19 protein-coding genes are annotated in these 19,417 nt (G+C 40.5%); 6 read left to right on the top strand and 13 right to left on the bottom strand.

Translation table 11 applies throughout. The annotated features are described in order from the left end of the window. Positions 1-9 precede the first annotated feature (9 nt). From IEE83_RS05875 to IEE83_RS05840, 8 genes are all read right to left on the bottom strand, one after another. Positions 10-333: an NAD(P)/FAD-dependent oxidoreductase gene (locus IEE83_RS05875; protein ID WP_194119675.1), complete on the bottom strand. Its 324-nt coding sequence runs from the start codon at positions 331-333 to the stop codon at positions 10-12. Between the two features lie 105 nt (positions 334-438). Beyond that, positions 439-801: a hypothetical protein gene (locus IEE83_RS05870; protein WP_194119674.1), complete on the bottom strand. Its 363-nt coding sequence runs from the start codon at positions 799-801 to the stop codon at positions 439-441. Positions 802-975: 174 nt separating this feature from the next. Then, positions 976-2,274: a TolC family protein gene (locus tag IEE83_RS05865; RefSeq protein WP_194119673.1), complete on the bottom strand. Its 1,299-nt coding sequence runs from the start codon at positions 2,272-2,274 to the stop codon at positions 976-978. Positions 2,275-2,294: 20 nt separating this feature from the next. Beyond that, on the bottom strand, positions 2,295-3,875 hold the full coding sequence (locus IEE83_RS05860; protein ID WP_194119672.1) for a DHA2 family efflux MFS transporter permease subunit: 1,581 nt from the start codon (positions 3,873-3,875) through the stop codon (positions 2,295-2,297). Between the two features lie 22 nt (positions 3,876-3,897). Further along, the gene (locus tag IEE83_RS05855; RefSeq protein ID WP_194119671.1) at positions 3,898-4,947 is read right to left on the bottom strand and encodes an HlyD family secretion protein; all 1,050 of its coding nucleotides are present in this window, start codon (positions 4,945-4,947) and stop codon (positions 3,898-3,900) included. A gap of 137 nt (positions 4,948-5,084) precedes the next feature. After that, the gene (locus IEE83_RS05850) at positions 5,085-5,534 is read right to left on the bottom strand and encodes a MarR family winged helix-turn-helix transcriptional regulator (RefSeq protein WP_194119670.1); all 450 of its coding nucleotides are present in this window, start codon (positions 5,532-5,534) and stop codon (positions 5,085-5,087) included. Positions 5,535-5,752: 218 nt separating this feature from the next. Beyond that, complete coding sequence (locus IEE83_RS05845) at positions 5,753-6,670, bottom strand: helix-turn-helix domain-containing protein (protein WP_194119669.1); 918 nt, start codon at positions 6,668-6,670, stop codon at positions 5,753-5,755. 6 nt (positions 6,671-6,676) lie between these two features. Next, the gene (locus IEE83_RS05840; protein ID WP_194119668.1) at positions 6,677-7,576 is read right to left on the bottom strand and encodes an SDR family oxidoreductase; all 900 of its coding nucleotides are present in this window, start codon (positions 7,574-7,576) and stop codon (positions 6,677-6,679) included. Between the two features lie 385 nt (positions 7,577-7,961). On the opposite strand from IEE83_RS05840, the gene IEE83_RS05835 reads away from it, so the two are divergent. From IEE83_RS05835 to IEE83_RS05815, 5 genes are all read left to right on the top strand, one after another. Beyond that, complete coding sequence (locus IEE83_RS05835) at positions 7,962-8,339, top strand: DUF6686 family protein (RefSeq protein WP_194119667.1); 378 nt, start codon at positions 7,962-7,964, stop codon at positions 8,337-8,339. A gap of 16 nt (positions 8,340-8,355) precedes the next feature. After that, entirely contained in the window at positions 8,356-8,691 is a 336-nt protein-coding gene (locus IEE83_RS05830; protein ID WP_194119666.1) for a hypothetical protein, read from the top strand. Between the two features lie 6 nt (positions 8,692-8,697). Further along, positions 8,698-8,922 (top strand): hypothetical protein, encoded by a 225-nt coding sequence (locus tag IEE83_RS05825; RefSeq protein ID WP_194119665.1) that lies wholly within the window; start codon positions 8,698-8,700, stop codon positions 8,920-8,922. Positions 8,923-9,313: 391 nt separating this feature from the next. Then, complete coding sequence (locus IEE83_RS05820; RefSeq protein ID WP_194119664.1) at positions 9,314-9,652, top strand: hypothetical protein; 339 nt, start codon at positions 9,314-9,316, stop codon at positions 9,650-9,652. 173 nt (positions 9,653-9,825) lie between these two features. Beyond that, on the top strand, positions 9,826-10,989 hold the full coding sequence (locus tag IEE83_RS05815; protein ID WP_194119663.1) for a dipeptidase: 1,164 nt from the start codon (positions 9,826-9,828) through the stop codon (positions 10,987-10,989). 33 nt (positions 10,990-11,022) lie between these two features. Here the strand turns inward: IEE83_RS05815 and IEE83_RS05810 are convergent, their stop codons facing one another. The 3 genes from IEE83_RS05810 to IEE83_RS05800 form a co-directional block, all read right to left on the bottom strand. Further along, the gene (locus IEE83_RS05810) at positions 11,023-12,195 is read right to left on the bottom strand and encodes a PepSY-associated TM helix domain-containing protein (protein ID WP_194119662.1); all 1,173 of its coding nucleotides are present in this window, start codon (positions 12,193-12,195) and stop codon (positions 11,023-11,025) included. A 13-nt stretch (positions 12,196-12,208) separates the two neighbouring features. Beyond that, a complete protein-coding gene (locus IEE83_RS05805; protein ID WP_194119661.1) occupies positions 12,209-14,545 on the bottom strand; it encodes a TonB-dependent receptor in 2,337 nt (778 codons plus the stop codon). A gap of 265 nt (positions 14,546-14,810) precedes the next feature. After that, positions 14,811-15,164 carry a winged helix-turn-helix transcriptional regulator gene (locus tag IEE83_RS05800; RefSeq protein WP_194119660.1) on the bottom strand — a complete coding sequence of 118 codons (354 nt, stop codon included), beginning with the start codon at positions 15,162-15,164 and terminating at the stop codon, positions 14,811-14,813. A gap of 122 nt (positions 15,165-15,286) precedes the next feature. Here IEE83_RS05800 and IEE83_RS05795 point away from each other — a divergent pair, with 122 nt between their 5' ends. Then, a complete protein-coding gene (locus tag IEE83_RS05795; protein ID WP_194119659.1) occupies positions 15,287-16,258 on the top strand; it encodes an MBL fold metallo-hydrolase in 972 nt (323 codons plus the stop codon). Here the strand turns inward: IEE83_RS05795 and IEE83_RS05790 are convergent, their stop codons facing one another. Both IEE83_RS05790 and IEE83_RS05785 read right to left on the bottom strand, forming a co-directional pair. Beyond that, positions 16,259-17,518: an alginate export family protein gene (locus IEE83_RS05790; protein ID WP_228101689.1), complete on the bottom strand. Its 1,260-nt coding sequence runs from the start codon at positions 17,516-17,518 to the stop codon at positions 16,259-16,261. Positions 17,519-17,828: 310 nt separating this feature from the next. Beyond that, positions 17,829-19,394, bottom strand: a complete 1,566-nt coding sequence (locus IEE83_RS05785) for a RagB/SusD family nutrient uptake outer membrane protein (protein WP_194119658.1) — start codon at positions 19,392-19,394, stop codon at positions 17,829-17,831. Positions 19,395-19,417 lie beyond the last annotated feature (23 nt).

The raw sequence follows: 19,417 nt of genomic DNA, 5'->3' as shown, positions 1-19,417 counted from the left end.
TTTTGATCGCTATTCTACGTCATAAGATTCATTGACAATATCCGTAAAAATAACATGCTTGCATGCAATTTCCCGACCATTACTGGTTGTGAGCAGATAAGTATGGTCTTCGGTTTTTGTCAGATTATTTAAAAATCCACCCGTAAAAACCGGATTAAATTCAGAAACCGCAACTTTAAGATAATCAGCTAATGCCTGATCCTTAACGTCCTCTTTGATGCCTGAACCAGCTTCCAGAATACAGCAATGCATTTTGGAAGCACCTGCTTCCAAAACGGCAAACAAGCCAACAGCTCCTGCACCTATAATACATATATCGGTTGTGATTAACATAACTGCTTTATTTATATGTTGCGCCTACCTCATGACAATCGATTGACTGTTTACACCTACCCGGTAGTTACATAAATCGCTTTGCCATTTTTTTGTCGAATCCAATTAATGCCTGATTCCCTTTTTAAAAGTATCAAACAAACCTGCCTCCTTCGTTTTTCCCTGCCAATACAAAGTTTGTTCTGTTCCAATTTCACTATTAACTATTTTGATTTCTCTGATAAAATCAAAAGGGATGACAACTGAAAAAGATTCCTCAGAATTTCCTGCGTCCAGCATCATTTTGCAACGCAGACTATCCCCGGATAAACTGACATCTTTTACAGAATTTCTGTTCAGATAAACGGGTTCATATCCAAACATTTGCTGACCAAAGAAATAATACCGCGCGTAAATTATGTAATGGACAGAAGCATCTTCCAAATCTGCAATGATCTGATAGATAACGGTGTGCAGGTATAAATCCATAACGATTTTGTTTGAGGTAATCAGCCAATTTTGTTGTTCAAACTTATTTTTAAATAAATCAGGCAGCCCGTTTTCGAAACAATCCTGTCCGGCTGCCTGATTGAACTACTTAACTTACTTCAACTGCTAATATGTCAATTCACCATCCATCAAATTTTCCATGATTAACCTCTTTTACCAATAAACCAACCCTTCCAAACGAGCCAGTTCCAGAGTAGCGATACAAAGCTGGTATTGATATTGGAGACGCGTCAATTCGGCCCTTTGCACATTGGTACTGGCATTGGTAAGTTCCAGATTTGTACCGGTACCATTCCGAAAACGGCTCTGGGCAAATTTCTGTGCTTCTTTTGCTTCCATAATCTGCTCATTCGCATTCACAAGGCTCGACTTGTTGCTTTCAACATCAGTTAACGTCTGGGCAATATCTCTGCTGAAAGTATTGTCAAGACTTTGCTGCGCCAGTTTGGATTGAAGCAATTGTCCTTGTGAAAGGCTGACCTGCTTTTTAATACGACCGCCCTGATAAATTGGAATATTCAGCGTAATTCCTGCCTGGTAAGTATACCGAAGCTTGTTGATACCCGGCACATATCCGTTGGCAAAACCAGTTCCTGCGTTAAGAACCAATGATGGTTTTCCTTGAATCTGACTCATTTTCAACTCAGCTTCGGCCAGGGTTATTTTATCTTTCAAAAGCAGATATTCTGCATTTCCTGTTTTTGCATTTTCCAGTATGCCCGTGGCATCACTGCTTTCTGTAATGGCTGGAAAATTGAAATCTGTACCTTCTTTACTAACCTGAACACCAGTGGCGTACTGCATCAGATTATATTGCTTGCTCAGGTTATTTTGCAGATCTATTTTCCTGTTATTTTCCTGATCAATAGTGGATTGTATCGACAGGACATCATATTTCAGGGCGTCTCCGTTTTTAAATTTAATCTCGGTATCTCGTTTGTTAAACTGTAAAAAATTGATCACACTGTCCTGAATGGCAATTGCACTTTTCAGGTAAGCAATCTGGAAATAAATATTGGCAACCTGAAAAGCCATCTGGTTTTTGTTGTAAAGGGCGTTGTCCTTTGCATATTGAAGTCCCGCTTTTGCTCTTTCAACAACTGTTTTTACAGCACCAAAATCCCAAAGTGTATAACTTCCGTTGACCATGGTTTTGTAATTATTGTTTGGCATTATGTTAAGTCTGGTCACCTGGTCACCCAATGGAATTGTCACGACCGAAACCGGATGCAGATAATTGTAAGAACCCGTGGCTGCTACCGAGGGCAGCCCGGCAGCTTTGGCCAGATCGATCCGCTGGTTTTCCACAGCAACGGCCTGGTCAAGTTCCTTGAAAGCCGGGAAATAACTGAAAGACTGATTGATCAATGTTTTAAGATCCAAAGGAACATGCTGCGCATGAAGCTGCCCGGCGCTAAAACCTATAAAAAGGATGAAAATGAAACGTTTCATGATAGATAAATGATTTTAAATTAATGAGCAGCCGCAGCTACTTTGGCCCTGGTTTCGGCATCCATATCCTGATTGCTCAGCATAAGCATAAAGGGAAGTGTGCAGATAAAAAACACGGAAATAAGAAGAAAACCATCCAGATAGGCCTGCATCTGGGCCTGACCCGACACGATGAAATCGAGGTTACTGACAGCAGCTTGTTTTGCTGCAACTGGATTTATACCCTTCGCCATCATACCACGTGTTATGCTTTCCAAACGGCTGTTCATCAGCGGATTATTGCCTTGAAGATTTGAGATCAGATCATTTCTGTGGGTCGCAAACCGGTTGGTGGAATAGGTATTCATAATAGCAATTCCAAAAGCACCACCCAGTGAACGGAACATATTATTCAATGAAATTCCATAAGGCATATCTTTGGGTTCCAAACCTACAACAGCCTGACTTAGAAGCGGAACGGTAAGAAATCCTGTACCTAATCCTCTGCAAACTTGTGTCAGCGTAAACCACCATTTTCCGGCTTCGGCCGTTGCCAGCGAAGATGTGTATCCGTGCAGAATGAAAAGAATAAATCCGGCACAAACAAAATAAATCGGCTTGATGCCTTTTCCCAGACCGGCACCAATAAAAGGCATCGCAAAGATTGTGATCAGAGCACCCGGAATCATTGAAAGTCCTGCTTCTGTCGGTGTATAACCCATCACGCGCTGCACCATTACCGGGAATAAATAAACGGATCCGAAAAGTCCAAATCCGCAGACAAAAGTCAGTACGTTACTTCCGATCAGGTTTATACTTTTCATTACTCTTAAATTGATCGCAGGATTTTTTGTGTGCAATTCCCAGTAAATAAATAACGCGATTCCGATGACAGCAGCAGCCGTCAGATATCGGATTGTCTCATCCTGAAACCAGTCCTCGGATTGTCCTTTTTCAAGCACATATTGCAACGCGCCTACCCCCACTGTTAGCGAAAGAATTCCTGTATAATCAACCGGAATTGCTTTTCTGTCAATATTATATTCATCAGGTTGTCTGTCTACAAACTTCCATGTTAAAAGCGCAGCAGCAATACCAATTGGAATGTTGATATCAAAAATCAGCGCCCAATGATAGTTATCTACAATATATCCGCCCAGCACCGGACCAATCGTTGGCCCCATCACAATACCCATTCCGAAAATTCCTCCCGCTATACCCTTTTCTTCCGGTTTAAATTGTTCGAAAAGAATGCCTTGTGACACTGAAAGTAATGCTCCGCCACCAAGTCCCTGGACAAAACGCCATAAAACCAGCATCCAAAGAGAAGACGAAGTTCCGCACAGATAGGAAGCGATTGTAAAGATTATAATCGATGCCAGATAATAATTTTTCCGTCCAAAATAGCGGCTTAAAAAACCGGTTAGCGGAATAATAATCACGTTTGCAATCGCATAAGCAGTTACCACCCAGGAGGCATCTTCCAATGTTGCGCCAAGTGTTCCGCTGATATTATTTAAGGCAACATTGATAATTGAGGTGTCAATCAGCTCCATGATGGCCGCTGAAATCGTGGTGATCACGATGATGATCTTGACAAATTTATTCTTTTGACTGGCCATAATTCGAGGCTTTGCTCAGCAGCTATTTAACTTTTACATCCACTTCCACGCTCAATCCTGCCTTTAACAGCCCAGTCAGTGCTTCCGGATGATCAATCTCAATGGTAACTGGCACACGCTGCGTTACTTTTACAAAATTACCTGTTGAATTATCAGGTGGAAGAAGGGAAAATTTAGCTCCTGTTGCATCACTGAAACCGGAAATTTTTCCCGAAATCTCCTGGTTTGGATAGCCGTCCACTTCAATTCTCACGGCCTGCCCTACTTTCATGTGTTCAAGCTGCGTTTCTTTAAAGTTGGCAACAATCCAGTATTTATCGCTGCTCACCAGACTGAAAAGCTGCTGGCCGCCTTGTACAAATTGTCCGGGTTTCAGGTTGGTTTTTCCCAGCTTTCCAGTGGATGGTGCGATGATTCTGGTATAACTCAAATCCAGTTTTGCCCTTTCTAATGCTGTTTCTTTTGCTGCAATACTAGCTTGTGCGCGCTGAATTTGTGCATGTGCCGTTCCTGTTTGAACACCCGCCTGCTGCACTCTGGTTTTACTGGAAGCCAGTAAAGACACCGAAGTTTTGTAAGCCGACTGACTATTTTCGAGTTGTCTTAATGTGATTGATCCGTCTTTGTAAAGAGCCTCATCCCTGGCCAAATCTCTTTTGGCTTTGTCCAGGCCCACTTCTTCCACACTTACACCAGCGGCGGCCACTATTCTGTTTGAACCGATCGTTGGAAGCTGAGATTCAGCCGCGGCCAAATCCGCCTTTGCCGAAAGTAGATCCGCATTTGCCTGCTGCACTGCCAGCACAAAATCACGGTCGTCAATGATGGCAAGCGTATCTCCTTTTTTTACATTTTGATAATCAAGCAATGAAAAATCCCTAACGTATCCTGATATACGGCTTATGACGGGAACTGAATTTGTTTCAATTTGTGCATTATCTGTACTTTCAAAATGTAAGGCATGGTCTACTTTATTGTATGTAAAATAGATGGCACCAATCGCTATCGCTGCGATGATCAGGGTTTTGGAAGCCTTACCCGCCAGACTCTGTGTTTTTTCTTCTGTTTCCATGAAATTGAATAAGTAAACTTAGTTTACAAATGTAGTATACCGAGTTTACCTTTCCAAGAAATTTAGTAAAATAAGTTTACTAAATTTTAAATTATTTTTTGAAGTGCATTTGAGGTATAATATGAAAAGTTTTTGTCTTAATTTTTTATTTTGATATCCTCATGATAACGGATAATTGACAAAAGCACATCAATTGCAGAATCGTAATTTTCATCTCCGGCAATCTTGCGGTACTCCCCTACAATCTCACCTGCCGTTTCTTTAACCTTCTCACTAATTTCTTCTCCTTTGGGCGTAAGAAATATTCTTTCCGATCGTGCGTCCAAAGGATCTTTCTCGCTGGTTATTAATTCAAGCGCAAATAGTTCTTTAACAATTTTACTTGCAGCCATTTTGGTAATTTGCAATTCCTTTGCTACTTCGTTATTTGATATTCCATCTGTTCCAATACACATAAAAACAGGTACATATCCGATTTTAAAGCCCGGCAAAAGCTGGGTAAATCTATTCTCACCCCACTCGTCCGTTAACCTTTTCAGAATGTATATGACCTTAAAAAGCAACCGGGTATTGATCTGATTTTCCATCTGTTATATTTCATCTACAATTACAAAACGCATAGATAGTAAATTTAGTTTACTATTGGCGACTTTGTAAAACTAGGTATATGTTTGCAATTTTCAAGTAAGGTTTTATTCGGAAGATTATTTTAATAAAAATCCTGCCCAAAATTCCTTATCTGCAAAATATACTTTTTAAAAATAACGATGAAAATAACACGAATTGTGATGATGACGAATCTAAATCAATTAAATGATTGCCTGAATTCCAAAGGCGAAAGATCAGTTTTGTTTTTGAACAATTTGCTGAATGACTGCGAATGTTCAAAACCCAATGCATAGGCAATTTCGCTCACCGACAAATCTGTGGTAGACAATTTTTCCTTCGCCAGTTCAATCAGCTTACTGTGCAGATGTTGCTGGGCATTTTGTCCTGTCAGTACTTTCAGCATACTTCCCAGATAATTTGGCGATACATTTAAGGCATCAGCAATGAAACTTACCGTGGGCAATCCGTTTTTAACCAAATTGTCACTTTTAAAATAATTATCCAGAATATCTTCGAGACGAGCCAGAATCTGGTGATTTGCAATTTTTCTGGTAATGAACTGGCGCTGATAAAATCTGTCCGCATAAGTCAGTAACAATTCAAGCTGGGCAAGAATGACAGTCTGGCTGAATTGGTCAATATTGGCATGATACTCCTGCTCCATATATTGCACAATTCCGGTAACCATAGTTTCTTCTTTTTCTGAAAGAAACAGCGCTTCATTTACCGCATAACTAAAATATTCATACTGTTTGATGGTTTTCGCCAGGGACGTATTCCAAAGAAAATCAGGATGGATCAGCAACATCCATCCTGATTGTTTAACGGGTTCATCTTTTTCAAACGCAAGTTTAACCAGCTGTCCCGCCGACATAAAAAACATTACTCCCTCATCAAAATCATACGAATTTTGACCGTATTTCACCTTGAAATTAATATTCCGCTTCATGGCAATTGAATAAAAATCCTTGATCACATGAAGTTCCTCCACTTGGAGGTCATTCATCAATTCAACATTAATAACGCTGATTAAAGGATGTTCCGGTTTTGGCAATCCTCTGAACTTGTGAAATTCAGCAATCGTTTTAAAGCGATGAGGTTGTATGTTTGACATATTGATTTAAATTTTGAAATAACCGCCCTTATCCAGATCTTCGATCAAACCAGGTTGTTCGGGGCTCCAACCCAAAATTGCCTTAGTTTGCTGACTGCTCGCGGCACAATCCATTCCCGCAAAATGTGCGAACCAGCTAAAATGCTCGTTTGCTTCTTCCACCGATTTGCTCACCGCCGGAACATTCAGTCCTTTACCGATTTCTTCTGCTATTTCCCGGAAAGCAATGCCTTCTTCTGCCACTGCATGATAACGCACAATTCCTGCGGGAGCTTTTTCAAGTGCCAGTCGGTACAATTTTGCCGCATCTTTGCGATGTACAGCCGGCCAGCTATTTGCTCCTTCTTCTTTGTAAACAGAAATCCCTTTTTCACGCGCAATGCCAATCAATATCGGCACAAAACCATGATCGCCAGCACCATGAACCGTTGGTGGCAAACGCAATATTGCCACACGTACACCTTTTTCAGCCAATGCATTTGCAGCAAGTTCCGATGCAATTCGTGGATTTGGACTCGATGCAGCCGGAATATCTTCTTCTGTTGCCAGGCGGTCGGGTATCCTTAAAATTCCAATACCGGAAGTGATGATTAAAGGACGGTCAGAACCCGCCAACGCTTCACCCATGGCATTTATCGCCAGTCTGTCGATTTCACAACATTCCTTAAATCTGCTAAAATCATGTACAAAACCCGTATGAATCACACCATCCGAAGCCGCAACACCACTTCGCAAGCTATCAAGATCTTCAAGGTCTCCACGGTGAGCCTTAGCACCGGCAGCAATAAGCGATTTCGCATTTTCTTCTGAACGAGCCAGACCTAATACCTGATGACCCGCATTAATTAATTCCTGAACGACTGCGGAGCCTACAAAACCTGTTGCTCCCGTAACAAAAACACGCATACAATTTCTATTTTGGTTTCTATTTTTTTGTTGATGCAAAGTTCCATAACCACGAATTTATGCATGTAGTCAAATCCATCATTGTTGTAGTCAAAATAAAGATTGGTTAGGAAAATGATCCGGTATCATATGCCTATTTCAATTTAACTATAATAAAACAGATTTCCCATCAGGTCAAATCTTTGAGACAGGCAAATTTACACAAGCTGGACGCATTGCCGTGCCTTAATAGTTAGAATTCTGAAAATCAAATATTTGAATTAATAATTATCATCCGAAACAACTCTGGTTATTGAAAAATAACGATCACAATACTCACTAAAATTCTTTTTGGTTCATTATTTTTTATAATTATTAATAATAAGTCTAAATAAAAATTAAATTTGTGGATCGACAAACAATTTATGTAACACCAAAGATGAGTCATCACACCAAAACACTTTCGGAACGGCCTAACGGATATGTCGGATACTGCGACTGCTGTGCCCGCTACAATGTAAGTTTCAATAACTCACTTTTTATTTTTTCAAATATTGAATTTGCCGGATTCAAAAAACTTTTAACGGAGCGAATTGGTTTAAATCCATTTTTTACAACACATGGCAAAGAAGTCATCGCCCAGACTCCCATGAAAAATTACTATCTGGTTTTCTCGGAAGCGGAAATCCAGCAATTACTAGATATGATGATCGAAGCCAGTCTGATAGTAGAAACCAACCAAATTCTCATGCAGACGGACTGTCGGAGCGAGGATGATAATTAAAAAATAGCTATCTCCTATGTGTGATTTTAAAACACTTCATCTGGACAAGAATCTGGGCTATGTGCTGCAATGTATCGACTGCGGTAATATTACCATTGGATTTAAGATAATAACTTTCAGCCGGACTTTGCCGGAGTTTTACCGCATGGTAAAAGATGTCCACGACTGCCATGCCTATCATTCCAATTTGGGTGCAGATCCGCAAACCCGAAGCATTCCATTTTGGCAGCTCAGCGAATGCAGCTGTATGGCAATGTCACTCCATGAACTTCATGAGCTTGGTGAATTACTCGATCTTGCGCACGCCAGAATTATGCTGGAAAAATTGTTTTCAAACCTTCCCGATAATTAAAAAATCATGAAAACGCTCAGCTTTCGTACCAATATTGATTGTCCGTTAAGGGCTCACAAGGCAGTTTGTGCACTGGAATGTCTGCATGGCCGTTACTGCCAGTTCAGCATGGATTTAATGCAAACAGATCATATCCTTACTGTCAAAACCGAAGATCTTGAACATAAAGATGTGATTACGGTTTTGAGCCGCGAGGGAATTGTTTGTGAAACGATTTTAAAAACGGCCTGATTGGATTTTGTTTATTGTAAAACGGATTATAAAAACTTTTTAACCGTTCAAGATTTGTCCTGATTATCGCTCTACAAATCAAACACAGCGGATTTGATTTGTAAATTTCCTATAAGAAATCATTCCTATTTAACCCGTCTTTGCGACAAATTTCCCTTTTTGAAGTATCAACTATTATATTGGTAATTATTTGTTTGAAAATATCATTAACGGCGGTTTTTATACTAATGTTATGTTTCAAGACTTTATAGAAAATGAATTCACACGAGCTCTTTTGGAATAAAAAGTCAATAATAATTTTTTAAAAGCTTATCTCATCTGTCAGCACTGATTGAATTTATTGATATTGCGCTACAAAAAATTTAGAATTTAAAAGCCACTTTCAGCAAGTATGAAACCTATCTCCCCTCCAAAAATGCCTGACCAGTTACGCAATAATGATAATCAAAAGCAGGAGTTAACGAAGAAACAAAAATGGTCATTTATATTCTTCATGTTAAATTCAGGTGCATTATACCAAATTGGCATGATGATTACCGAATACTATTTCAACAATGACCGGCTTCCTTTGAGCTATCATTTTTTGGTTGGGATTGCTACATCGATCATGGCATGGATTATCGAATATTTAACCAAAAACAAATCACATAAATTAAGAAAGTTATTGGCCGCAATTATCATGATCGGGATGATACTTTTCGCCTTATTTATTCCGAGACCTGGTTTATGAAGTCGATTAATCTTTTTCATAAGCTTAAAAACTATTATTCATCGACAAAAAGTAGCTAAACGCCGATTTTGCTATTCTCTCCGTTTATTACAAACTATATTGAGACAGGTTTGGTAAAGTATCCGGTTCCAGTCCGGAAAATATTTCTGCTGGCTGCTCTTTAATTTAAAATTATGATAAAATTTCAAACGCAATGGTCACGGCGGGAATTTCTAACATCTGTCGCGGGAGCAAGTGCTGCCTTGGTGCTGAATCCTTTGGATTCCCTGGCTATTGATGAGATAGATCCTCGGGTTGCAGAAATAGTAGCGGCAACGATGGGTATTGACTCACATAATCATATTGAAGTACCGTCTGTCAAATCAGAAGTTCCGGGTCCCAAAATTGATCTTGCCGGAGACCTGAAAAAATCGGGTTTGTCGGCGATTTGCATGACTTTCGCCGTGGATCGTCCGGAATTAAAAAATCCGGGAGATGCCTATGAAAGGTTCATAAATAATATGGATTCCATGGATAAACAGCTGGCTGATAACGGCATGAAACGTTCGTTGAACCTGGCTGAATTGAAAACTGCACATAAGAAACACCAGCCCACTGTAATTCAATTGGTTGAGGGAGGTCACTTTCTTGAAGGGAAAATCGAGCGACTTCAGAAAGCTTATAGCCGGGGTTTGCGGCACCTGGGGCTGCTTCATGACAATGACGCATCGGTTCCGTTGGGAGATGTTTATACCAATACGCCACGTCGGGGCGGGTTGACTGCTTTTGGTGCAGACGTAATCAAAGAATGCAACAGGCTGGGAATTCTTATAGATCTTGCTCACGCCAATGGAGAAACTGTGAGTGCGGCGCTGAAACTGGCAGCTCACCCGGTGATCATTTCCCATACTGGTTTGGATACGCAATTAGGTCAGAACCAGAATATGGCCCGCGTGATGCGTCCAAGACTTATCAGCAAAGAGCAGGCAAAAATTGTAGCCGACGCAGGTGGGGTTATTGGCGTTTGGACACACCTGGCTGAGACGCCGATGGAATATGCACAAAACGTTCGGGCTTTGGTCGATGTCGTTGGTATAGACCATGTTTGCATTGGTACTGACACAAAACTGACTGCGTCTTACAGACCAGCCGGCGCTCAAAATGGTCCGGATGGCGGACAAAAAGGAGAAAGAGTTGGTGAGCGTACTAACCTTGCCTGGCAGGACCAGAAATTCGGGTTTTATTATACCGTTGTAGATGCTATGTTAAAAACTGGCTTTACAAAAGACGAAATCGGCAAGTTCGGCGGCGGTAATTTCTGCCGTTTGTTTGATGCAGCCACATCTGGTCATCATTGATTTGATAAGATTAACAGACAAAAAACATTGTTATCAAACCCTTGGCTCGAAAACTTTTTTCTTAACAATCCTCTTTTCCTTCTTCTTTCCCCTTCCCCACCAGATCACAAAACCAGTGACAGGCAAACTCGCGGCTATTAAACTGGCGAAGAATGTCAGAATTTTTCCGGGAAGAGCCATTACAGAACCGGTGTGCAGGTCATAATTGAGCTGGTAAATCTGATCCCCTCCATTCAAGGCAGCAAAAGAGGCGCCCCGCAATAATTTTCCTGTATATCTGTCATAGTTCTCCTGCGTACGGTCATAACGGTTCCAGTTTTTCATATAAGCGGAAATATTAATTGTGCCATTTGCTTTTGGAGGGAAATTGATGAGATAAGAATAAGCCTCCGGATTTCGTTTACGGGCTGTCAGGAAAGCTTTATCCACACCTGAACCGCTTCCCGAAAATGTAGTATCAGAAAGTATAGGTTTAGTCTTTTCAACCTTTTGAGCTCCATTGGCTATGAATCTGGCCGAATTTTCCATCCATTCAAAAACCCAAACCAGGCCGGATAATGATGTTACAAGCAAAAAAATACAAGCGTAAAAACCCAGGACATTGTGAAGATCATAATTGACGCGTTTGGAACTCGCGTCCCATTTGACATGGAAACTTTTCTCCCGTCCAGACTTGGTCCATTTCTTTGGCCACCATAACACCAAACCCGAAAACAACAGTATCACAAACATTAAAACTGCCCCACCAACCACAAAATGTCCGACTTTTTCGCCAAATAACATTCGCATGTGGAGGCCCAGTACCAGTTGAAAAAACTCATATTTTGTATTCTCGACTTTAACAACTTTTCCGGTATACGAATTGACATAAACCCGGTAATAATATTTGTAATAATCCCAGTAAGTAAGACCCTCCGGATCAAGTTTTTGAGATCTGAACATATACGTCCGGTCCGGCTGGCTGGAAATTTCAACCCTTGTAACAGATTTATTGTCCACGGCTTTTTCGGCTATCGACAGCAAGGTACTTAGTGGCAGCACCGCCTTTTCCTCAGGTGTTATGTAAAGACGATCAGCATAAAAAACCGGTCGGAGTTCATCCACAAATGCATATGTTGCACCAGTCAAACCGAGTATAAACACAACAAGCCCGGACGTAAGTCCGAGCCAGAGGTGAATTTGTGTGATTGCTTTTTTGATATTCACAGGTCTTTTTACTTTAAAACTTAAACGTAATATTACCCGTTACTTTCAATGGGTTTTGCGCCGCAAGACGGTAAGACCAGTATTTTTCACTCGTCAGGTTATCTACTTTTAATCCTATTCTGAATTTCGGTTTATCATAGAATATTGAAGCATCCAAAACTGTGTAGGACGGGATTGTAAATGTAAAAGTTTTAGTATTGCTCTGGAACGACTCACTTCCGTAAATCCCTCCAAATCCCACGCCTAACCCTTTCGCAGCTCCTTTCACAAGTCGGTAGCTGATCCACAAATTGGCCATGCGCGGAGGTCCTGCCGTAGTAGGGCGATATCCCTGGATACTTTCATTGCTTTTGGTATACTTACTATCGTTGTAAGTGAAACCGGCAACAATGTTCAGTCCGGGTGCCGGATTGGCAATCAGTTCAGCTTCAAAACCTTTACTGACCTGCGTACCATCCTGGATGGAATAATTGACATGCTCAGGGTCGTCGCGGGTAACGTCTGAAACTGCTATGTCATAATAACTGAACGTGGCTGTAACAAAACTGTAATCCAGCTTAACCCCGCCTTCCAACTGATTGGCCCGGTTCGGTTTGAAAGTATTTCCGAAAAAATCGGATCCGCTTACATTACTGAAACCATTCATATAATTACCAAAAATGGATATTTTGTCTTTAACAACCTGATAGACTACTCCAAATTTTGGCGATAAAGCTGTTTGTTTAAAGGCGCCACCGGTTGAATCGATACTTGGAAAATACGTTCCCAGATTGGAATACCTATCAATTCTTAAACTCGCCATCGCCAGTAAACGATCCGTAATATTCAAGACATCAGAAGCATAAGCGCTGTAAGTTCTTTCGTTGAAAGAAACTAAATTCGTAAAGGTTGCCGTTGCAAATAATGGGGCGACTTTGGATATATTGAAATTGTTGTACGCATTTCCCGGCCTTTTAAAATTGATGGCAGGCATATTTACCGAAGCATCATTCCTGGTAGCGCGCAAACTATAAACATCAATACCCGCAACAATACGGTTTCTAAGCGGGCCCAAATGAAAATCACCAATGAAATTTTGCTGGAAATCAGTTCCATAATAAGGATAATCCTGATTGGTAACCGTTTGGCGTAAGGTCGAATCTGTCAAAATTGTAAGTCCAACCACATTTCCGTCAGCAGAAGATCTTGTTCTGGAAACGATTGTTTGCGAAGTCCATTCGGGAGATAATTTGTATTTGATCTGCCCGAATATGTTATATTGCTGTCCTGCATAATTGATCGTATTATTGGCATAAGACAATTTATAAGGCATACCCAATTCCGTAACACTTCTTGCTTTTCCCCTTGTTGCAGGCGTCACGCGCATTGGCGAAGTGGATTTGTAGCCGCTGAATTCAACATCCAAAAGTAAGGTAAGGCGGTCATTCACAGCATAAGAAAAACTTGGTGCGATCAGGAAATTTCTGGCAAAACCTGCATCCTGAAAACTCCGCTCGCTGTGAAGTGCGGTATTTACACGCAGCAAAGCCGATTTGTCGGCGTTAAGCGGTGTGTTAATATCAAGAGTAAGACGGTTCAGATCCCAGCTTCCGGCTGAAAAGGAAACTTCTCCCTTGAAAACATCGAACGGTTTTTTAGTAACCCGGTTAAATAATCCGCCAAATGACGATAGTGTACTTCCAAACAATGTAGCAGACGGACCCTTTATCACTTCAATTCTTTCAAGATTTGCAGGATCGATCGTCGAATATGTAAAACTTCCAACTCCATTCCGAACCAGTTGAGGTGTTGCAAAACCTCTTGATATGGAAGTTGTTCTTCCCTGGTTTCTCACTTCCGCAATACCAGCGCCGGGAACGTTTTTGAACGCACTGTTATAGTCCGTAACAATCTGCTCTTTCATAAGTTCTTTGCTAACAACGCTGTAAACCTGCGGGTTTTCCATGTTAGAAATCGGCATTTTTGACACATCATCACTTTCCTTTTTTGCAAATCTGTTTCCTCCGCTGCTGATAATAACTTCGTCGAGTTTACGGGATGAGAAATCAAGCTGAACCAAAAGATCGGCACTTGGTTTTTCTTCTGTCAAAACGGCGTCGGCCGTTGAAGTTTCATAACCGACCATAGAAAATTCTATGGTATAAGATCCGTGAGGCAGATTTTTAAATTCAAAACTACCGTTCGTATTCGCAACAGTACCTTTTGTTGTGTTCTTAATTTTTACAGCGATTCCCTGCGCAGGCGCTCCGTCAATTGTGGTAACAATACCTTTGATTTGTCCGCCATGATGTGATTGCGCATTTGTTTGAAGACTTGAAACGACAACGAAAAAAGTAAGCAAAAGAGGCATAACTGTGTTTTTAAAACACAATTTCAATTTCAATATTTTAGTAACAGAGTGAGCATTCATAAACACTAAAGGTAAAATCATAAAACTGGATTAATTGCAGTATATTATTTAGACTAATTACAAACTAAACATAAAAATCCCGGATTTCCCAGATATTCATCATTTAAATCTGTTTAGCCAAGATCATGAACTCATCCAGCTATACGCGTGTCTGTTAAGAATATAATTTTTTCAATCTGTACCACAAATATTCCAATCAACGGAATCAACAAAGGAGGACCAGATTGTCAATGGGCTTCTCTGCATTTCTCCGGTCAGCCCATGCTCTTAATGCGTCAATGGAAGGTATCAGCTCCTCACCCGCTTTGGTAAGTGAATATTCTACTTTTGGAGGTACTTCATGAAAAGCTTTACGACTGACGAGATTGTCTTTTTCCAGTTCCCGGAGCGTCTGGGTCAGCATCTTTGTTGTAATGCCATTAAGAATTCTTTTCAACTCTCCATACCGGAGGATTTTATGTTCATGCAGATACCACAAAATCCTTCCCTTGTATTTACCTCCGATACAATGAAACGCATAATTGACGCTGCAAAAAGTTGAATTTTCATTTTCTGACATTTTACTCAAATTTTAATTAACTGATTATCAACATTAGACACTTAATAGTATGTAAGATACCAAAAAGTATATACTTGACATAAGCTACGCATGCAAATATCTTTGGTCGAAAAAACGATGGTATGAACCGAAGAACTGCACTTAAAAATACTGCCCTGTTTGGCTTTTCAATGCCTCTGTTTTTGAATAGTGGTTTTCAAAAAAGGGCAGCGATAGCCAACAGTTTTCATAAATTCCGGTTGGGAAAACTTGATCTGTTAGTAGTTTCCGATGGCCATATTTTATTTGAAAACGTTCAGCCAGATTTTGCACCGGACATTGCTGCGGATAAAGTTTCAAAAGCTCTGGAATATGATTTTCTTTCAACAAAAGAGGTCGATCTGGCGATTAACATTCTGGTTATTAAAAATGGTCAAAAAACAATTTTAATCGATTCGGGCTGCGGATATCACTTTGGGAAATCTTCCGGATGGTTGCCTGACAACCTGATTGGAGCAGGTATCAAACCTGAAAATGTTACTGACGTAATTTTGTCCCATGCACACCCGGACCATCTTGGAGGATTGGTCAATAAAGAGGGAAAACCCGTTTTCCCAAAAGCGGAAGTCCATATTTCTGCCATCGAAAAAGATTTCTGGCTTTCGGCCCATCCGGATTTTTCAAAAAGTAAAGTCAAACCTGAACTTGCCGGATTTGTTACAAAAATCGCTCAGGACACATTGAAAAACCTGAAATTACATTTGCGTTTTTTCAATGACGGAGATACTTTACTGGATTGTATCCGGATTAAATTAGCTCCCGGACATACGCCGGGCCATACAGTTGTTAACGTATTTTCAGGTGAAGATGAATTATTTCACGTTGCAGATCTTGTTCACTCGGCACCGCTCGTGGTTGCACATCCGGACTGGGGTTTTGAAGGTGATACAGATTTTGACCAGGCGATTACAACCCGGAAAAAAGTTTTGCAAGAATTGGCAGAAGGCCGGAAAACAATTTTCTCGTCTCATTTGCCCTGGCCCGGACTGGGACATGTGAGGAAACAGGATGAGGGCTTTGACTGGGTTCAAACAACATTTGCTGTGCCCGATTGATTATTTAATATATTTTTTATTGCGATAGAATAAATTAGGAATGTAAGATATCATCAGGTAACTCCAGACAGGGGTTTTATCAGAGTCTGTCACCTTTTTAAGTAATTCCATACGTTGATCAGCCATAGTGTAAGAAAGTCCATAAATAATTTCCAATCGGTTAATAGGTTTAAAATTTAAAGAAATGTCGTTTTCAAACCCCAGATACTTACCGGATAAATTCTTGCCGGAATCCCTTATTGGATGCTGTAAATAGAAAAGATGAAAATCCGCCCGCAATGAGAGTTTTTTACTAACCTGGTAAATACCAAACAGGTAAGGATTTATAAGTCCTTTGTCATTCACGTCAGCAGGAAAACGGGTAAACAGGTTCATATTTCCCATAAATTTCCACGTAACGCCATAAAGCGGGACGAATGAATTTGTAACATTTTTTTGAACATTGTCCTTGTTTCCGCTCAGGATTTCTGCGCCCAGACGGAGTGTAATTTTTTCGATTTTGGTGCTTACTTCTGGTTGGATGTAGTAAGCACGAATGTGTTTTGAGCTGGCATTGCGGCCATACTGGTAGTAAGCATTTACGGTTCCATAAATTCCCCACCGGGTATACTCCAATCGACCACCATTGGTGATACGAGGATAATACTGACCGCTGACATTTGTTTTTTCAAATATATCAAGGGCATTGATAGTAGTGAGGTCCATGAAATTATTCACCTTATATTTAAGATGATGTACTGCCAAAAATTTGTATTGATGAGATGCCACCGGAGAATAAGCCGCATCAAAATGTTTTCCGTAAGGTCTGGTAAAAGCCAGTGTTAAATCGGTGTTGATTTTGTTTTTGTAAAATAGTCGAATTCCTTCATGTGCACGACTTTGCTGGCTCCACGGCGCAGCAGAAAACAAGCGGCCATTATCAAGAGACAATGCCTGCCGACCAATTCTCAAAGAAAAACGCTTGTTGATATACGGTTCGATATAAAACTCAAATGCATTGATGCTGGCCAGATGGGAAGTCGTTCCTGATTTCCCCCATACATGTAATTCCTGTGGGGAAGCATGAAATTTAAACCCAGGACCCAAATAAGTAACTGACAAACGATTTCGCTGTGTTACGAAAAATTCCGGCATAATGGAGTCAGAAGGTATAAGCATAAAATTGTTTCGGAATTCGGCTCTTGGCCTTACTTCAAAATCTACAATTAATTCTCGCGTCAGGGTGTCGGATGACTGCGAAAATGAAGGAAATTTCTTCATGCCAATCAACAGGAAACATATTAAAAGGTAGCGCACAAGAGTCAAAAAGTTATTCTGTTAAGTATGAATTTTTTCAAAAATCAGAAATATTGAAATCTTTAATTTGTAAATATGGCAAAAGAATTGGCTACAAAATTTTATCATACTATTACAGGCATGGCAAAATTCTTCACATTCATGGAATCAGATCTTTGTCTAAGCCTTGTAGCCATCACAACAATAGCCATGAGTAAAACCCATGGCTATTGATTATTACTTACTAGACTTATATATGTTTATCTATATAAGATTTTGACCGCTGCTTCCTCATTTATTGCCAAAGCGTATTTTGCTTTAACAGCGGATTATTGTCAAGTTCTGTTTGTGGAATCGGGTATAGATAATGTTTTGGCGCTACATTATTTTTTCCAACTTTCTGCAAACTTTTGATTAAAATTCCGTTTCCGCTGGCATCTTTTTCACGGATCAAATCAAACCATCTCTGGTACTCATAAACGAGTTCCAGTCTGCGTTCAAAGTATACGGAATCACGGAACTGATCTTTTGTTAAACCTTGGGTCAAATTGGCCAAACCGGCTCTTGTTCTTACACGGTTGATTGATTTGTACGCTTTGGTAGTCGGACCGTTTACTTCATTTTCTGCTTCCGCGTGGATCAAAAGCAGTTCAGCATAACGGATAATAGGAACGTTTGCTTCTGAATTTGATGTTACAGCCTGGTTGTTTGGATCCCACCATTTATTCCAGAAAGGTGTCGAATCATTTGGCACTGCTGTATTTGCGATCGGCAATGCATATTTTCTACCATTGGTCGGACTGGTGAAACTTCTTACGAAAGTGACGTTTCTTCTTTTATCCGTTGGTTTGAAAAGTTTGTAGATGCTGAAAAACTTGTCATTCCCTTCCGTATAAAAACGCACCATGTGCGCGTAATTTCCTGTAAGTCCCGGAATTGCGGTATAAATAGCCCTTGGGTTTTCACTGTTCCCCTGGCTGTAAGAATTCGCTTTCATCTGGGCAGAGAAAATATGCTCTGCACCATTTTTGTAAGCTGGTAAAAAAACACGTGAGTAATCCCTGATCAAATCATAACCATATGTTCCGGTTCCACCGTCGGCGGAGGATAATGCCTCCTCTGCTTTTGTGATGGCTTTTGCGTAATTTTCGGTCAGCTTTAATGGAAGTGATGCTTTAATGAGATAAACTTTTGCCAAAAGAGATTTTGCTGCACCAGCCGTTGCTCTTCCCACATCCGGAGAACTGTATGAAGCTGGCAATGCCGCTGCCGCTTCGGTCAGATCTTTTTCAATTTGCGCATAAACATCAGCCGAAGGACTTTTCGCAATCGCATAGTCTGCTGCGGTAACAAAATTTTGGTACTCGGTAATCAAAGGTACATCACCATACAACCGCACCAGGTTGAAATAAAACAAGGCTCTTAAAAATTTTGCTTCCGCCAAAATCCTGTCCTTCGTCGCAGGAACACTGAATGTGATTGAAGGAATTTTGTTCAGTACCACATTCGCTTTACGGATAGCTGCATAATGCTGTTGCCAAAGTTCGTAAACACGCAGGTTACTCGATGAATGTGCTAATACTGCAAGTGAACGTACGTCTGGATTTGTTGCTCCCGGTCCCGGATCTTCATCATCACCAGCCATGTTCATACCGGTGTTGAAAAGTGTATTGTACGGCGTCTGGATTCTTCCGGAATTCAGGAAGAAATATACCGCGTTAATAGCCGTATTGGCATCCGATTCAGTTTTGTAATACTGATCTTCTGAAATAATGGATTCAGGTTTTTCAGTAAGAAAGTCGTCGCAGGAAGCAATAAATAAAGCACTCACTGCCAGCAGAATATATTGATACTTTTTCATTTGAAATGCTCAGTTATAATTTT

The organism is Dyadobacter subterraneus, from assembly GCF_015221875.1.
Taxonomy (GTDB): Bacteria; Bacteroidota; Bacteroidia; order Cytophagales; family Spirosomataceae; genus Dyadobacter; species Dyadobacter subterraneus.
This window is presented reverse-complemented; position numbering and strand designations above follow the sequence as displayed.

Excerpts from the sequence above, each read along its gene's own strand:
- IEE83_RS05875 (WP_194119675.1), bottom strand. The coding sequence starts at position 333 with ATGTTAATCACAACCGATATATGTATTATAGGTGCAGGAGCTGTTGGC.
- IEE83_RS05870 (WP_194119674.1), bottom strand. The coding sequence starts at position 801 with ATGGATTTATACCTGCACACCGTTATCTATCAGATCATTGCAGATTTG.
- IEE83_RS05865 (WP_194119673.1), bottom strand. The coding sequence starts at position 2,274 with ATGAAACGTTTCATTTTCATCCTTTTTATAGGTTTTAGCGCCGGGCAG.
- IEE83_RS05860 (WP_194119672.1), bottom strand. The coding sequence starts at position 3,875 with ATGGCCAGTCAAAAGAATAAATTTGTCAAGATCATCATCGTGATCACC.
- IEE83_RS05855 (WP_194119671.1), bottom strand. The coding sequence starts at position 4,947 with ATGGAAACAGAAGAAAAAACACAGAGTCTGGCGGGTAAGGCTTCCAAA.
- IEE83_RS05850 (WP_194119670.1), bottom strand. The coding sequence starts at position 5,534 with ATGGAAAATCAGATCAATACCCGGTTGCTTTTTAAGGTCATATACATT.
- IEE83_RS05845 (WP_194119669.1), bottom strand. The coding sequence starts at position 6,670 with ATGTCAAACATACAACCTCATCGCTTTAAAACGATTGCTGAATTTCAC.
- IEE83_RS05840 (WP_194119668.1), bottom strand. The coding sequence starts at position 7,576 with ATGCGTGTTTTTGTTACGGGAGCAACAGGTTTTGTAGGCTCCGCAGTC.
- IEE83_RS05830 (WP_194119666.1), top strand. The coding sequence starts at position 8,356 with ATGTGTGATTTTAAAACACTTCATCTGGACAAGAATCTGGGCTATGTG.
- IEE83_RS05825 (WP_194119665.1), top strand. The coding sequence starts at position 8,698 with ATGAAAACGCTCAGCTTTCGTACCAATATTGATTGTCCGTTAAGGGCT.
- IEE83_RS05820 (WP_194119664.1), top strand. The coding sequence starts at position 9,314 with ATGAAACCTATCTCCCCTCCAAAAATGCCTGACCAGTTACGCAATAAT.
- IEE83_RS05815 (WP_194119663.1), top strand. The coding sequence starts at position 9,826 with ATGATAAAATTTCAAACGCAATGGTCACGGCGGGAATTTCTAACATCT.
- IEE83_RS05805 (WP_194119661.1), bottom strand. The coding sequence starts at position 14,545 with ATGCCTCTTTTGCTTACTTTTTTCGTTGTCGTTTCAAGTCTTCAAACA.
- IEE83_RS05800 (WP_194119660.1), bottom strand. The coding sequence starts at position 15,164 with ATGTCAGAAAATGAAAATTCAACTTTTTGCAGCGTCAATTATGCGTTT.
- IEE83_RS05795 (WP_194119659.1), top strand. The coding sequence starts at position 15,287 with ATGAACCGAAGAACTGCACTTAAAAATACTGCCCTGTTTGGCTTTTCA.
- IEE83_RS05790 (WP_228101689.1), bottom strand. The coding sequence starts at position 17,518 with ATGAAGAAATTTCCTTCATTTTCGCAGTCATCCGACACCCTGACGCGA.
- IEE83_RS05785 (WP_194119658.1), bottom strand. The coding sequence starts at position 19,394 with ATGAAAAAGTATCAATATATTCTGCTGGCAGTGAGTGCTTTATTTATT.